16 protein-coding genes are annotated in these 13,481 nt (G+C 69.7%); 7 read left to right on the plus strand and 9 right to left on the minus strand.

All coding sequences use genetic code 11. From position 1 onward, the window contains the following. Window positions 1-50: 50 nt before the first annotated feature. The 3 genes from M8A51_RS05370 (at window position 51) to M8A51_RS05380 (ending at window position 2,813) form a co-directional block, all read left to right on the plus strand. Window positions 51-1,643, plus strand: coding sequence for a glycosyl hydrolase family 28-related protein (locus M8A51_RS05370; protein ID WP_251777152.1), 1,593 nt, complete (start codon window positions 51-53; stop codon window positions 1,641-1,643). Between the two features lie 49 nt (window positions 1,644-1,692). Then, window positions 1,693-2,463 carry a hypothetical protein gene (locus tag M8A51_RS05375; RefSeq protein ID WP_251777153.1) on the plus strand — a complete coding sequence of 257 codons (771 nt, stop codon included), beginning with the start codon at window positions 1,693-1,695 and terminating at the stop codon, window positions 2,461-2,463. 176 nt (window positions 2,464-2,639) lie between these two features. Then, window positions 2,640-2,813, plus strand: a complete 174-nt coding sequence (locus M8A51_RS05380) for a hypothetical protein (protein ID WP_251777154.1) — start codon at window positions 2,640-2,642, stop codon at window positions 2,811-2,813. Window positions 2,814-2,973: 160 nt separating this feature from the next. On the opposite strand, the gene speD is transcribed toward M8A51_RS05380, so the two are convergent. Genes speD through M8A51_RS05405 form a run of 5 tightly spaced genes read right to left on the minus strand, consistent with a single transcriptional unit; the run spans window position 2,974 to window position 6,495 of the window. Further along, entirely contained in the window at window positions 2,974-3,360 is a 387-nt protein-coding gene (speD, locus tag M8A51_RS05385) for an adenosylmethionine decarboxylase (RefSeq protein ID WP_251777155.1), read from the minus strand. Continuing rightward, the gene (locus tag M8A51_RS05390) at window positions 3,357-3,512 is read right to left on the minus strand and encodes a hypothetical protein (RefSeq protein ID WP_251777156.1); all 156 of its coding nucleotides are present in this window, start codon (window positions 3,510-3,512) and stop codon (window positions 3,357-3,359) included. Before M8A51_RS05390 ends, speD begins: the two co-directional genes overlap by 4 nt. A gap of 1 nt (window position 3,513) precedes the next feature. Continuing rightward, a complete protein-coding gene (locus M8A51_RS05395; RefSeq protein WP_251777157.1) occupies window positions 3,514-5,025 on the minus strand; it encodes a DUF4178 domain-containing protein in 1,512 nt (503 codons plus the stop codon). After that, on the minus strand, window positions 5,022-6,062 hold the full coding sequence (locus tag M8A51_RS05400; RefSeq protein WP_251777158.1) for an SPFH domain-containing protein: 1,041 nt from the start codon (window positions 6,060-6,062) through the stop codon (window positions 5,022-5,024). Before M8A51_RS05400 ends, M8A51_RS05395 begins: the two co-directional genes overlap by 4 nt. A gap of 40 nt (window positions 6,063-6,102) precedes the next feature. Continuing rightward, on the minus strand, window positions 6,103-6,495 hold the full coding sequence (locus M8A51_RS05405; RefSeq protein WP_251777159.1) for a DUF350 domain-containing protein: 393 nt from the start codon (window positions 6,493-6,495) through the stop codon (window positions 6,103-6,105). A 202-nt stretch (window positions 6,496-6,697) separates the two neighbouring features. On the opposite strand from M8A51_RS05405, the gene M8A51_RS05410 reads away from it, so the two are divergent. Together M8A51_RS05410 and M8A51_RS05415 are read left to right on the plus strand one after the other, a co-directional pair. Continuing rightward, a complete protein-coding gene (locus tag M8A51_RS05410) occupies window positions 6,698-8,206 on the plus strand; it encodes a polyamine aminopropyltransferase (RefSeq protein WP_251777160.1) in 1,509 nt (502 codons plus the stop codon). A gap of 30 nt (window positions 8,207-8,236) precedes the next feature. Then, complete coding sequence (locus M8A51_RS05415; RefSeq protein ID WP_251777161.1) at window positions 8,237-9,883, plus strand: NAD(P)-binding protein; 1,647 nt, start codon at window positions 8,237-8,239, stop codon at window positions 9,881-9,883. A gap of 13 nt (window positions 9,884-9,896) precedes the next feature. On the opposite strand, the gene M8A51_RS05420 is transcribed toward M8A51_RS05415, so the two are convergent. Further along, window positions 9,897-10,382: a hypothetical protein gene (locus M8A51_RS05420; protein WP_251777162.1), complete on the minus strand. Its 486-nt coding sequence runs from the start codon at window positions 10,380-10,382 to the stop codon at window positions 9,897-9,899. Between the two features lie 221 nt (window positions 10,383-10,603). Here M8A51_RS05420 and M8A51_RS05425 point away from each other — a divergent pair, with 221 nt between their 5' ends. Next, on the plus strand, window positions 10,604-11,113 hold the full coding sequence (locus M8A51_RS05425; RefSeq protein ID WP_251777163.1) for a MaoC family dehydratase: 510 nt from the start codon (window positions 10,604-10,606) through the stop codon (window positions 11,111-11,113). Here M8A51_RS05425 and M8A51_RS05430 read toward each other — a convergent pair. Both M8A51_RS05430 and M8A51_RS05435 read right to left on the minus strand, forming a co-directional pair. Next, entirely contained in the window at window positions 11,091-11,468 is a 378-nt protein-coding gene (locus tag M8A51_RS05430) for a phosphopantetheine adenylyltransferase (protein ID WP_251777164.1), read from the minus strand. The two genes, M8A51_RS05425 and M8A51_RS05430, sit on opposite strands and share 23 nt — an antisense overlap. Beyond that, window positions 11,465-11,776 carry a DUF2834 domain-containing protein gene (locus tag M8A51_RS05435; protein ID WP_251777165.1) on the minus strand — a complete coding sequence of 104 codons (312 nt, stop codon included), beginning with the start codon at window positions 11,774-11,776 and terminating at the stop codon, window positions 11,465-11,467. The genes M8A51_RS05430 and M8A51_RS05435 overlap by 4 nt, the downstream gene beginning before the upstream one ends. A gap of 130 nt (window positions 11,777-11,906) precedes the next feature. On the opposite strand from M8A51_RS05435, the gene M8A51_RS05440 reads away from it, so the two are divergent. Next, complete coding sequence (locus tag M8A51_RS05440) at window positions 11,907-12,728, plus strand: helix-turn-helix domain-containing protein (RefSeq protein ID WP_251777166.1); 822 nt, start codon at window positions 11,907-11,909, stop codon at window positions 12,726-12,728. Between the two features lie 55 nt (window positions 12,729-12,783). Here M8A51_RS05440 and M8A51_RS05445 read toward each other — a convergent pair whose 3' ends face one another. Next, a complete protein-coding gene (locus M8A51_RS05445; protein ID WP_251777167.1) occupies window positions 12,784-13,305 on the minus strand; it encodes a hypothetical protein in 522 nt (173 codons plus the stop codon). Window positions 13,306-13,481 lie beyond the last annotated feature (176 nt).

Consider the following 13,481-nt stretch of genomic DNA (forward strand, 5'->3'; position numbering starts at 1 on the left):
GGTCTCGGCCTGCGGTGGCCGCCGGCTGCCCATCGACCAGGGAAGGCGAGATGAAAATGCAACAAGAGCACCGGTCCGGCCGTCAACGAGGCACCCGCCGCGCCGGGCGGCACCCCGCTGCAGCACGGCTGGTGGCCGCCATCCTGCTCGCGGTACTCGCCGCGTGCGGGGGCGGCGCGGGAAGCAACGAACCCCTCGAGGCGGCCGAGGCGCAGCAGCAACTCCCGTCCTGCGCAGCACTTCCGCCGCTGCCGCTGCAGCCGGCAATGGACAAGCGCAAGGATGTGACCGCCTTCGGCGCGGTGCCCGACGACGAAGGCGACGACACGCAGGCCATCGACGACGCCTTGAAGTCGCTGAAAGAAGGCGACTGGCTGGTCTTTCCGCCGGGGCGCTACAAGCATGCGCGCAGCCTGCAGGTCCGCACGGCCAACGTCGTGCTGTGGGGCGACGGCGCGACCTTGCATGCCACCAACCCGAACGACATGGCCCTGCTGGTGCGCCGCAGCGGGGTGGGCGTCTACCGCTTCACGTTGACCGCCGACACCGACAGGCGCTTGTCGGCACCGTGGCAGGCCCGCATCGCGCTGTATCCCGACGGCCCGGGCAGCGGCGTGCTGGTCGGCAACATCGTGCGGGGCAACAAGGTGCTGCCGGGTCGCGGGCCCGGCGGAGCCAACAGCGCTTCGTCAGCCGGCATCTTCGTGTACCGCGCGCACGATTTCCTCGTCGCCGAGAACCGGGTCGAGCGATCGCTGGCCGACGGTATCCATGTCACCGGCGGCTCGGCGCATGGGCGCGTGCTGAACAACACCGTCCGAGAGACCGGCGACGACATGATCGCGATCGTCTCCTACCTGGGCCAGGGGGGCTGGTGGGCGGAGTCGGCACAACAGGTGGGCGGGGCCTATGAAACGAGGCGATCGACCCACCTCGTGCACAACGTGCTCGTCGAAGGCAACGCGGTGTCGGGGCAGTACTGGGGCCGCGGCATCACCGTGGTCGGGGGAGAGCACCTCACGATCCGTCGCAACACCATCGCCGATACCCCGCATGCGGCCGGCATCCTGCTCGCACGCGAGCAAGGCTACGTGTCGTTCGGTGTGCGTCATGTGCTGGTGCGCGACAACATCATCCAGCGGGTGCAGACCACGGCACCCGCCTACCGCCCGCCGAAGTTCTGCGACGGCAAGCCCGCACCGTGCCCGCCATCGCCGTCCCACCATGGCGGGGTGGAGGTGCATGCACTGGCCTTCCTCGACGAGCTGTCGAACCCGGCCCTGAAAGACCGCGTCGGGGTCGAGCACGTGCTGATCGAAGGCAATGCCGTGACGAGCACGCTGGCGGCCGGCGCGCGCCTCGGCGTCGGCTCGGGCCGCACCTCGACGCTCGAACGTCGCGACCCGCATACCGGGGTGGTGAGCCGCCGTTCCTACACCGGCAGCCGGCTGGCCGGGATCATGCTGGTCCACAACCGCTTTTCACAGGTGGGCGGCGCGGCGCTCGAGGTGCTGCACCAACCCGCACCGTCGCAACCGCTGCTCTGCCAGGGCAACACGCTCGACGGCGCGGTCACCACGAACGGCAAGTGCCTCGGCGACGGATGGCCGGTGATCGGCGCGCAGTTCGAGGGCTGCCGCTGACCGCGGGCGCCCTCCAGGGCCGGCCTCGAAATGCGAAGATCGTGCCTCGATGCCGGCCCTCACACGACTCCACCACCGCCGCCTGCGCGAGATCTATCGCTCGGCGGGCTGGCCCTGCCTCGACCCGGTCGAGATCGAATTGCTGGCGGCCGGCCTGGTCGAGCGCATCGCGTCGCCCGAGGGTCGGGACTGGCTGCGCGTGACGCCGGCGGGCATCGAGCTGCTGGCGCAGACGCTGCAGCGCAACCGCTCGGCGCTCGACCGCCATGAACGGCTGGTCGAGCGGGTCGCGCACGAACAGGCGCGCACGGGGCGGTTGGCGTGGCGGGGCCTGAGCCTGCGTGCCAGGCTCGAAGGCGGCACGGCCGTGGCGCTGGAGCCGGTGCCGCTGATGCCCGAGCTCGAGGCGCCACCGGTGCCGCCGTCGGGCCGCTGGTGCATCGCCCGGCCGGACGTCTATTCGGTGCGCCACACCAGCGTCGAGGCGTATCTGGAACCGGTCGTGCACGAGATCAAGGTGCGGCGTGCCGACCTGCACAGCGACCTGCGCCACGACGCCAAGCGCGCGGCGTATCTCGCGCTGAGCCGCGAGTGCTATTACGTCATTGCGGCCGGCATCGCCGAGCCGCACGAGATACCGCCCGAGTTCGGCGTGATCGTGGCGCACGGCGAGCAGTTCGACGGCCCGCTCGAACTGGCACGGCCGGCGCCCAAGCGCCAGCCGCTGATCGACGGGCGGCTGCCTTTCGGCGTGTGGATGGCGCTGGCGCGTGCCGTGCCGGTGGAGCCGCCGCTGGACGACGGGCAGGGCCGGTTGTAGGTCCTAGGAGTCCGGGCGGCAGAAGGGACGTGCCTGACTGGGGCCGAGAGTCGAGGTGGGTTTCGTGGCCATGGCCGCGAACCACCTTCCCTATGAGCCGCAGCAGATGCTGCTGTCGGCGAAGCGATCCAGGACTGGCTGCCTGATGGGAACCTGGCGCATGTCATGGCGACACGGTGGACACGCCGGACCTTGGCGCCTTGCAAGCGCGCTACGACGAGGACAGCCCGCGCAACCACATCCCGGCCGAGATCGCCCGGCGCAAGGCTCGACTGGCGGTCATCACCGAGGCCCGGCAGGCCCTGGCCGACACCCGCTACCAAGCCGAAGCGGAGTTGAGCGCACGCTGAGCGGCGGTGGAGAGCTCGTCAGACTGACTGGAGCCTCCCTCTCGGAGGGAGGCTGGAAGGTGCGGTCCGACAAGCTGGAGCTCCCTCGCGGAGGGGGCTCGGGGGAGCCGTGCGCAAAGCCGCAGGCCAGGAGTCCGGGGGGCTTCTGCCGCCCAGACTCCTAGCCGATCTGGGGCGGCGCCGGCAGGCGGCCGCGCTCGACGGTCTGCACCCGCACCGAGCGTGCGCCGAGCGCACGCACCAGATGATCGATGGCCGCCTGCGGCCGGCAGGCTCCGCACATGAAGGCGTCCAGCGCCGCGTAGCCGTGCTCGGGCCAGGTGTGGAAGGTCAGGTGCGATTCGGCCAGCAGCACCACGCCGGCCACCCCCTGGCCGGGGCCGAAGCCATGCACCTCGCTGCGCAGCACGGTGGCACCGGCCAGTTCGGCGGCCCGCCGGGCTTCGCGTTCGATGCCGGCGGCGTCGGCCAGCCGCGCCGGGTCTGCGTCCACCAGATCGGCCAGCACATGCAGGCCTTGTGGCGCATAGGCGCCGGTGCCATTCATTTGTGGCCCCCGGAGAAACCGCCCCAGCCACTGGAGCCGCCGCCGTAGGAGCGGTAGCTCGAGCCGCCGGAGCCGCGGTCGTCCGACAGCACGTAGGCGCCATGGCCCAGCAGGGACCCGAGCACCGCGAGATACATCAACAGCTTGCGCACGTCAGCCCTTCATCGCGGTTTTCACGACCCACAGCACGCCGAGCGTCGCGAGGCCGAGCAGCAGACCGAACATCGACGGATGGGTCACCCAGAGAAACCCATGCCCGAACAGCGACAGCGTCATCGCGTTGTCGAGCGACTCGACCCGGCCGGCGTTGCCGTCGAGCGGGCGGCGTTGTCGCGCGGCGGCGGTCTTCTTGCCGAAGGCGGCGGCGACGGCCGCATGCGACAGCGGAACGCCGAGCGACCAGACCTGTTCATGCGATGTGGTCTCGCAGGTCAGGACGCTGCCCTGCGGCATTCCGGGCGTACCCCGCCGCACGGCAAACTCCTCGCAGGCGGTCGTGTCGCCGACGCGCACGGTCCAATTGAAGCTGCCCCAGACGCGCTCGACGCGACTGTCGTAGCGGTCCTTCAGCTGGAAGCTGTGGCCGCGCAGCTCGGCACGGCGCGGGTCCGGCCTGGCCGGCCATTCGTCCAGCGACTCGACGAACAGCCAGGCGTCGTCGTCTGCATCGTCGCCCGGCTGGGACAACCAGCGCAACCCGTGCTTCGCGTTGAACAACAGGTAGTCGGTCCAGCGATAGGTTTCGCCGTCGGAGCGGGCGCTCTGCGCGATCACACCCAGCACGGTCCACGACACGCCCTTGAGCACGCCGACGTCACCCGCTTCGAGAAACACGCCCTGCAGGCGCGCCCGCGCCTGGTGCCCCTCGGCGATCAACTGGGCGGTGCGGCCCTGGACGTCCAGCGTGCTGCCACAGCTGGCACACGTGGCCACCGGGGTGGTCCCGGCCACTGCCTTGACCGTGCCGCCGCAGTGCGGGCAGGCCAGCGCCTGCAGCTTGCCTTTGAGCCGTCCGGCGCTTTCGTTGATGGTCTGCTCGTCGCGCAGCAGCTGCATCTGCAGCTGCTCGAGCAGGACCGGATGCCCCTGGTACAGCACCGGCTCGGCATCGCTGTAGTCCAGCGTGAAAAACCGGCCCCGCGCGCGCAGGTCGGCCACCTGCGCGGTCCAGCGCTCGTCGACCGGAAAAGGCAACTCGCCCTGCGCCGCGACGCAGCGGGCCTCGCGCTTGTCGGCAACGACGGCCGCCAGGCCCTCCACCGGGACCGGCACGCCGGGCGCGAGCGACGCGTAGGTGGGCAGCGGTTGCGTCGCCGGCAGGCGCTGCAGCATCGCGAACTGCCCGGAAGCATCGGACAGCCAGCCGAAGCTGGCGTCGTCGAACAGCACGTGCCACTCGTTCCAGTAGCCGCCGTCGTAGCGCATCTGGATGCGGCCGACCAGCGTGAAGCTCCGCTGGTGCCAGCGGCCGCCGGCGCCGAGCTGCAACGGCGAATAGTCTTCCAGCACCTCCGACTTGTGCCCGGTGGCCTGCAGCGCGTCGCCGTCGCGGCTCAGGTGGCTGTGGCAATACCCGCAGACGGCAAACGAGCTGGCCGAAGACGCGAGCTCGACCGGCGCCCCGCACGCCGGGCAGGGCGCGTGGAACAGCGGCCGTGCGCTCACGACGTCAGCTTGGACAGCACGGCCTTCTTGGCCGCGTCATAGTCGGCCTGGTCGATCAGGCCCTTGTCGAGCAGGCTTTTCAGCTGTGCCAGCTTGGCTTCGGGCGATTCGGCCGGCGCGGCGGCGGGCGTGCCGGCAGCGGCTGCCGTGGCGGCCGGCAAGGCAGACGCCGGCACCGCGGCGGCGGCCATGCCCTGTTGCACTGCCTGTCCCATGCCCAGGCCCACGGCCATCTGGGCCGCCAGCCCGGCGACGCCGCCCTCGTTGCCGGCGGCGATCGGGATCGCGTCGGCAGCCTGCATCTTGGTGTACTGGTCGAGGTTGCCGAGCATGCCCATGCGAATGCGCTTGTCGAGGGCTTCCTGCAGCGCTTCGGGTAGCGACAGCGACATCAGCTCGAAGCTTTCGAGCGACAGGCCGAGCGCCGCGAACGAAGCCTGGGCCGCCTCGCGCACGATGCGGCCGAGCTCGGTCTGGTTGGCCGCGAGGTCGAGGAAGGGTACGCCCGACTTGCCGATCGACGTGGCCATCGCCGTGACGATGGTGCCGCGCAACTGGTCTTCGACGTCGTCCATGCGGTACGCGTCACGCGTGCCGGAGATGGTCGACATCAGCTTCTTCGGGTCGACAATGCGGTAGGCGTACTGGCCGAACGCGCGCACCTGCACCGCGCCGAAGTCCTGGTCGCGCACCGTGACGGCCTGCGGCGTGCCCCAGCGGCGGCCGATGCGCGAGCGGGTGCTGAAGAAATACACCTCGCTCTTGAACGGCGACTCGAACAGCTTGTCCCAGTGCTTGAGGTTGGTCAGCACCGGCAGCGTCTGGGTCGTCAGTTTGTACAGGCCGGGCCCGAACACGTCGGCCACCTGCCCTTCGTTGACGAACACCGCAGCCTGCGACTCGCGCACCGTCAGCGACGCACCGTACTGGATTTCCATGTCGGCGGTGGGAAACCGCCACACCAGCACGTCGTCGCCCGACTCCGTCCAGTGGATGACGTCGATGAACTGCTTCTTGATGAAGTCCATCAGGCTCATGTTCGACCCCTTTGCGTGGTTGAGATGTCCGTCGCGGCGGCTAGCTGAGGCATGCGGCGTTGAGCGCGCCCAGCGCCACGCTGGCGCAGAACAGGCCGATGCCCACGGCGACGTTGCCGTTCTCGATGTGGAGCTTGATCTGGCGCACCACCATCGCGACCAGCCAGAAGACCACGAGCTGCAGCAGTCCGGCCACGGCGCTCCAGGCGAGGAATTGCAGCCAGCCCACCGCGTGCAGCGCGCTCGACACGAGCGTGAGCGTGAACCCCAGCAAGGCGCCGCCGAACGACAGCGCCGCAGCGCGGTTGCCCTGCCGCATCAACGCGAGTTCGCAGTACGGCGTCACCCGTTCGTAGACCACCATGAACAGCAGCATCAGAACGATGCCGCTGCCGAAGTAGCTCAGGTAGCCGAGAAGAAAAGTGGTGTTCATGCTCACTTTGGATCTTGTGGTCCGTTGGCGCTGGCGCGCCCGGCGGCTCGACGGCGGCCCCTTTCGAGGGTCGCTCGATTCTATCGACAAGGGTCTGCCGCAGGAGCGGGGCCGTCCTGCCTGTGCCGGCCGGCGGTGCGGTTCACCCTTGCCCTAAGATGCCGGCACCTTTCGACGGCCGCACCGGCGGGCCCAGCGTCCCTTGAACCGCATCCTGATCCTGTCCGTCTTCGTCGTCGCGTCCTGCGGCATTGCCTACGAGCTGGTCGCAGGCGCCATGGCGAGCTATCTGCTCGGCGACTCGGTGCTGCAGTTTTCATCCGTGATCGGCTGCTATCTGTTCGCGATGGGCGTCGGCGCGGCCTTGTCGAAATACGTCGGCGAGCAGGACCTGCTGAGCCGCTTCGTCGACATCGAGCTGGCCCTGGGCCTGATCGGCGGGCTGTCGGCGGCCTTGCTGTTCTTCGCCTACGCCTGGCTGGCGGCGCCGTTCCGCGCGTTGCTCTACGTGCTGGTGTTCTCGATCGGCGTGCTGGTCGGCATGGAGATTCCGCTCGTGATGCGGGTGCTCCATGCGCGCAAGGCGGTGTTCTCCGAGCTGGTGGCGAAGGTGCTGACCTTCGATTCGCTCGGGGCGCTGGCAGTCTCGCTGCTGTTTCCGCTGCTGCTCGCGCCCTCGCTGGGGCTGATCCGCACGGCCTTCCTGTTCGGCACCCTCAACGTGGCCGTTGCGCTGTGGACACTGTGGCACTTTCGGGCCGAGCTGCCGGCCTACCGCAGCCAGCGCTGGCGGGCGGTGGTGGTGCTCGCGGCCCTGGGCGCCGGCTTCTTCCACGCCGACCGCATGACGCTGTGGTCGGAGCAGCGGCTGTTCGGCGACCAGATCGTGCAGGCCGTGACCACGCCCTACCAGCGCCTCGTGGTGACGCGCTGGAAGGACGACACCCGGCTGTACATCAACGGCAACCTGCAGTTCTCGTCGCGCGACGAGCACCGCTACCACGAGGCGCTGGTGCACCCGGTGATGGCGGCGTTGCCACAGGCGCGCGAGGTGCTGATCCTGGGCGGGGGCGACGGCCTGGCGCTGCGCGAAGTGCTGAAGTACCCGCAGGTGCGCGGCGTGACGCTGGTCGATCTCGACCCGCAGATGACGTCGTTGTTCCGTGACGCCGGCGATCTCGCGGCGCTCAACGCGCGCGCCTTCCACGACCCCAGGGTGACGGTGGTCAACCAGGACGCCGCGCAGTGGCTGGAAGGCACGCAGCAGTCGTTCGATGCCGTGGTGGTGGACTTTCCCGACCCGTCGAACTACGGGCTCGGCAAGCTCTATTCCGTGCCGTTCTATCGCATGCTCGCGCGGCATGTGCGCCCCGGCGGCCTGGTGTCCATCCAGTCGACCTCGCCGTATTACGCGCCCAGGGCGTTCTGGTCCATCGAGGCGACCCTGAAAGACGCCGGCTGGCAGGTGCGCCCGTATCACGTCTACGTGCCGTCGTTCGGTGAATGGGGCTTCATGCTGGCCTCGATGAACACGGCCTATCGTGTACCGTCGCGGCTTCCTGTGGCCACGCGCTACCTGACGCCCGAGCTGCTCGGGCAGCTGTTCGACTTCCCGCCGGACATGGCGCGCGTGCCGGTGGAGCCGAACTACCTCAACACGCAGCCGCTGGTGCGGTACCTCGAAGAGGACTGGGCCCATGCCGTGCGGTGAAGCGCGCCGGCGCCTTCTTCCGGCGCCGACATGAAGCGGCGCCTGCTGTTGGCGGGCGGTCTGGCCGCCGGCGGCTTCGTCGTGCTGCGCGACCGGCTCTCGGCGCTGCTGCCGGGCCGCGGGTTCGACACCGCGGTGCGTCACCCCGGCCAACACATGGGGCATCGCTTGCGCGAGCTGACCCGCCCCGGTGCGCCGCCGGCAGCGCAGCCACCCGCCCAGCGCAAGGCCGACGTGGTGATCGTCGGCTCGGGCGTGGCCGCCCTGAGTTGCGCCTGGGCACTGCGCCGCGCCGGGCTGGACGACTTCGTGATGATCGACGGGCCCGCTCCGCTCGGCAATGCAGCCTGGGGCTCGCATCCATTCAGTGCCTACCCGCGCGGCGCGCACTACCTGCCGGTGCCCACGCGCAGCAGCCTGCACGTGCGCGAGATGCTGCACGACCTGGGCGTGCTGCTGGAGGGCCCGCGCGACGACGCGCCGCTGTACGACGAGCGCTGCGTGGTGCACGCCGGCGTCGAACGCGTGCTGCACCAGGGCCGCTGGCATGCCGGCATCCTGCCTCCGCTGGCACCCCATTCGGCGGCGCAAAGGCAGTGGGCGGCCGTGCAGGCTGCCTTCGGGCAGATGCGTGCGCTGCACGACGCGCAAGGGCGTCCGGCGTTCGAGGTGCCGCTGGCGCTCGGCGCGACGCTGCCGTCCGCGAGCCGGCTCGACGCGCAAAGTTTTGCCGGCTGGCTGGACGCGCACGGCATCACCGACCCGCTGCTGCGCTGGTACTTCGACTACAGCTGCCGTGACGAATATGGCGTGGAAGCGGCCCTGGTGTCGGCCTGGGCCGGCCTGCACTACTTCTGCGTGCAGCGTGGACAGGCGCGGCACGCCGAGCCCGGCGCGGTGCTGACCTGGCCCCAGGGGCTGGGCTGGATCGCGCACGGGCTGCAGGGCCGGCTGGCGCCGCAGCAGCGGATGACCGGCGCGGCGCTGCGGGTGTCCCGGCTCGCCGGGCAGCGGGGCTGCCGCGTGACCGTGCTGGACGAGCAGGGCCGGCTCAGCGCGCTGCAGGCGCGCAAGGTGGTGGTGGCGACGCCGCTGTTCGTGGCGCGCCGCCTGGTGCCCGAGCATTTCGACGGGCTGGAGCAGGCGCCGGGGCCGGCGATGAGCCCGTGGCTGGTCGCCAACTTCTTCATGCGACGTTTTCCGGCCGAGCGGCCCGGCGAGCCGCTCAGCTGGGACAACGTCGTCGCCGGCTCTTCGGCACTGGGCTACATCGTCGCCACCCATCAGGCCATCCGCACGGCCTTGCCGGCGGGGACGGTGCTGACGGCATACCACGCGCTCGGCGCCGCAGACAACGAGGCCCGGCGTCGCTGGGCGGCGCAGGCCCCTGCCGATGAACTGCTCGCGCTCGCGGGCGCCGACCTCGACACCGCCTACGGCCGCGAATGGAAGCGCTGGTGCACCGGCGCCGAGTTGACGATCCACGGCCATGCGATGGCGGTGCCCGCTCCCGGCTTCCTGCATGAGCCGCTCATGCGGCGCGCCCGCGCCGCGCTGGCGGACGGCCAGGACGTGCTGTTCGCCCATGCCGACCTGTCCGGCTACAGCGTCTTCGAGGAGGCGTCCTACTGGGGCGTGCAGGCGGCCCGCGGCATCGCCTACGGCGCGCCGCGGTGAAGCGGGGCGCGTTTCACCGCGGCGGCGGCGTGTCGTCCGAGATCACGACCGCCTGCCCGCGATAGCGCACCACACGTCCGCCATGGACGTCCGCATACGCCTGGGCCTGCTCGGCATTGCTGAACCACGGGTGCAGCGACGCGACGCTCAGGGCCTCCACCTGGTAGTCGCCGAGCGCCTGCGCCGGCAGCGTTTCGAGCACCGGCTTGTAGCGCTCCCAGCTCGGATGGCCGGCTTCGAGCGCGAGTGCCCGCAGGAAGTGCTTCAGCTGCAGGCGCTGCCGCTCGCGGTACAACGTGCTCAAGGGCTGTGTGCCGAACAGGCCCGCGGCATGCACACGCCGCACGGCGGGCATCGCCACCATCAGGCGTTCGTCACGCGCTTCGCGCAACAGCTCGCGCGCCTGGCGGCGCACGAAGGCGAGTGCACTGCCGCGCGCTTGCGCCGAGCGGGGGGACGAAGAAACAACGGAAGAGGAAAGGGTGCGCTGGGTTTGCATACCGGCTCCACTGAAAAACCGGCCCGTTCCCGCATCGAAGGCCCATGTGTGGATAAGGTATGCAAGCAGCACGGTGAACGTGGAAGGCTTGCCGCAGGTGCTGCTGGAGCTCACGCGAGAGCGGGCGTCCTGCACGCCCGAGTTGCGCAGTATAGGCCCGCGCCACCCGGCGCGCGCGCAGCCGGTACGATGGGCAGCTCGTTCATGTGTGAAATACATCGATGACTGCTCCCCGCACCCCGACGCTTTTCTGGGAAGACTTCGCCCCCGGCTCCGTGCGCGAGTTCGGCGGCCTCACCGTGCAACGCGACGACGTCATCCGCTTTGCCGGCGAATTCGACCCGCAGCCCTTCCACCTCGACGAAGAGGCCGCCCGTCAGTCGCTGTTCGGCGGCCTGGCGGCGAGCGGCTGGCACACCTGCGCGATGGTGATGCGCATGATGTGCGATGCCTACCTGCTCGACGCTGCCAGCCTCGGCTCGCCGGGCATCGACAACCTGCGTTGGCTGAAGCCGCTCTATCCCGGCGACGTGCTGCACGTGCGCATGACGGTGCAGGAAGCCCGGCCGATGAACAGCCGCCCGCATGTGGGCCTGATCCGCAGCCAGTGGGAGGCGATCGCCCGCCGCCCTGATGGCCGCGAGGAGACGGTGCTGACGATGGAGGGCTGGGGCATGTTCCGGCGGCGCGAGGTCCCGGCGCCCGACGTCAGCGCGCCGCCATCGCCTTGACGAACCCGGCCGCGGCCAGCAGCACGCACAGCCCGATGTCGACCCACATCACGCGCTGCAGCGGCTCGCTCAGCGCCGGGTGCTCGGTGGCCAGCACGATGAAGGCCCCCATGCTGAGCAGTGCCGCACCCCAGGCCCACCAGCGCAGCGGCGCGACGAAGGCGGCGCACACCATCCAGGCCCCCAGCACGCCGAACAGCACGGCGCGGTGGCGCAGCAGCAGCGCCAGGGTCGGCTCGCTGGCATCGATGCCGTAGAGCCGTTGCAGCACCGGCGCCCCCAGCACGCCGGCGGCGGGCAGCAGGTGCACGACGCCGGCCAGCAGCAGCGTGGCGGCGAACCCCCACTCCTTCACGCGGCCCTCGGCGCAGCGTAGGGCGCCGGCTCCTTGGGGGCCAGCGCCAGGTACAGCAGCGGGCCCACCGAGCCGGCCAGCAGCGTCAGCGGCAGGTAAGGCCACACCGTGCGGCCGGTGCGCTTCGCGTCGTGCGCCATCCAGATCATCGACAACAGCCCGAACAGCGCGATGTCGAAGCCGACCTGCCAGGCGGCAGGACCGGTCAGCAGGCTCTGCCAGATGGCCAGGTAGCCCACCTTCCACACCACCCAGGCGGAAAACGCGCCGAAGACGGCCAGCCCGATCGATGCAGCGGTACGAACCATGATGTGCTCCTTTCGTGAATGTGGGCACACTGTGCGCCGGACGCCTGCAGCGCGGCAATTACGCAGCAGGTAATTGGCGCCATGCAGCATCGGGCGTGCAATGGCGACACCGGGCACCACGAACACCCAGATGGACACACGACACACCCCCCACATCGGCGAGCACATGAAGCAGGTCCGCCATGTGCGCCGGCTCAGCCAGATGGAGCTGTCGCTGCGCGTCGGCGTCTCGCAGCGCCACCTCAGCTTCATCGAGACCGGGCGCGCACAGCCCAGCCGCGAGATGCTGCTGGCGCTGCTCGATGCGCTGGAGCTGCCGCTGTCGCAGCGCAACGAGCTGCTGATGAAGGCCGGCTACGCGCCCTACTTCCCGGCCACGGCGCTGGACAGCGCCGACATGCAGCCGGTGCGCGAAGCGCTGCTGCAACTGTTGGCCGCGCACGACCCGAACCCGGCGATGGTGCTCGACCGCCAGTGGAACCTCGTGCTCGTCAACCGGGGCATGCTGGCGCTGTGGCGCACGCTGAGCGGCAGCGACGCGCTGGTGCAGGCCTACGAGTCGGGCACCGAACTGAACGTGCTCGACCTGATGCTGGACCCGGACGGCCTGCAGCAGCTGCTGGTCAACCGCGACGAGTTGCTGGAAGAACTGCACCAGCGGGTCTGGCGCGAGGTGCCGCACGAGCCGGCACTGCAGCCGCGGCTGGAGGCTTTCGAGGCGCGCGGAGCGCCCGCGAAGCGCCGCTCACCGCACGTGACAACCACGATGGCACCGCCGTCGCCGGTGCTCGCGGCCCGCTTTCGCGTGCCTGGCGTCGAGCACGAGCTGGCCTTCTTCTCGATGTTCACCACCTTCGGCACGCCGCACGACATCACCGCGGCGTCGCTGAAGGTGGAGCACCTGTTCCCGGCGGACGAGGCGACGCGGGCCTATGTGCGGCAGTGGTTGTAGGCGGCGCAGCCGCTGTTGCTTGCCCCTGCGCCTTTGATCGACCGCGACGGCTGATTCATGGGCTGGCGCTGCGTTGCTTGCGTCGCGCGGCCAGTTGTTCGCACAGGCCGGGTTGCGGCTGGACGTAAACCACGGCGAGGGAACGGAACCCGCTATACGACGCCTCTTCGCATGGTTCGTAGCCCGCGGCTTTCAAGTGGACGTCCATCAGGCATATGGCGATAGGAGTCCCAAAGAACAGGACGATGAAGCCCCAGATGGAGACTTTCAGAACCTTGATGAGCCCGTTCGTGGGAGATCCGTTGGGCGTTGCGACCCCTTGAAGGATGAAGATGGTCATGCCGATCATGCCGATCGCACACCCCAACAGAATCGTGAATTCATAGTTGTACGTGATGCTGGGCGGCTTGGTCAGCAACGCACGCCACAGATCCGAGCCGGCCACCACGACCCACCCGGAAACACCGACAGTCAGGGCGGTGAAGAGCAGCGCTCCTGCGATCACCTTCCAGCGTGCGGGCGGAGGCGGCTCGACGCCCTGCGGATTCCTCTTCCGTTCTACCCGTAGGGTAGCCACGTCGACCTCCTTGTTTGGGCGCGGACGCAGTTGCTCCACGAACTTTCGACCGCGCCGGGACTCACGTCGCCTCGTGGATGCCACGACCGGTGCCTGGCATGGTGCCGCTTCTTGACTGTTGCGCTTTTGGTCAGAGATGAGCTGTGTCGGTGCAAGCAGAAGGAGGAGGCCGAGGC

Origin of the sequence: Caldimonas mangrovi, from assembly GCF_023721835.1 — a bacterium.
Classification (GTDB): domain Bacteria; phylum Pseudomonadota; class Gammaproteobacteria; order Burkholderiales; family Burkholderiaceae_C; genus Caldimonas; species Caldimonas mangrovi.

Excerpts from the sequence above, each read along its gene's own strand:
- M8A51_RS05415 (WP_251777161.1), top strand. The coding sequence starts at position 8,237 with ATGAAGCGGCGCCTGCTGTTGGCGGGCGGTCTGGCCGCCGGCGGCTTC.
- speD (WP_251777155.1), bottom strand. The coding sequence starts at position 3,360 with ATGAATGGCACCGGCGCCTATGCGCCACAAGGCCTGCATGTGCTGGCC.
- M8A51_RS05370 (WP_251777152.1), top strand. The coding sequence starts at position 51 with ATGAAAATGCAACAAGAGCACCGGTCCGGCCGTCAACGAGGCACCCGC.
- M8A51_RS05435 (WP_251777165.1), bottom strand. The coding sequence starts at position 11,776 with ATGGTTCGTACCGCTGCATCGATCGGGCTGGCCGTCTTCGGCGCGTTT.
- M8A51_RS05375 (WP_251777153.1), top strand. The coding sequence starts at position 1,693 with ATGCCGGCCCTCACACGACTCCACCACCGCCGCCTGCGCGAGATCTAT.
- M8A51_RS05425 (WP_251777163.1), top strand. The coding sequence starts at position 10,604 with ATGACTGCTCCCCGCACCCCGACGCTTTTCTGGGAAGACTTCGCCCCC.
- M8A51_RS05420 (WP_251777162.1), bottom strand. The coding sequence starts at position 10,382 with ATGCAAACCCAGCGCACCCTTTCCTCTTCCGTTGTTTCTTCGTCCCCC.
- M8A51_RS05405 (WP_251777159.1), bottom strand. The coding sequence starts at position 6,495 with ATGAACACCACTTTTCTTCTCGGCTACCTGAGCTACTTCGGCAGCGGC.
- M8A51_RS05400 (WP_251777158.1), bottom strand. The coding sequence starts at position 6,062 with ATGAGCCTGATGGACTTCATCAAGAAGCAGTTCATCGACGTCATCCAC.
- M8A51_RS05440 (WP_251777166.1), top strand. The coding sequence starts at position 11,907 with ATGGACACACGACACACCCCCCACATCGGCGAGCACATGAAGCAGGTC.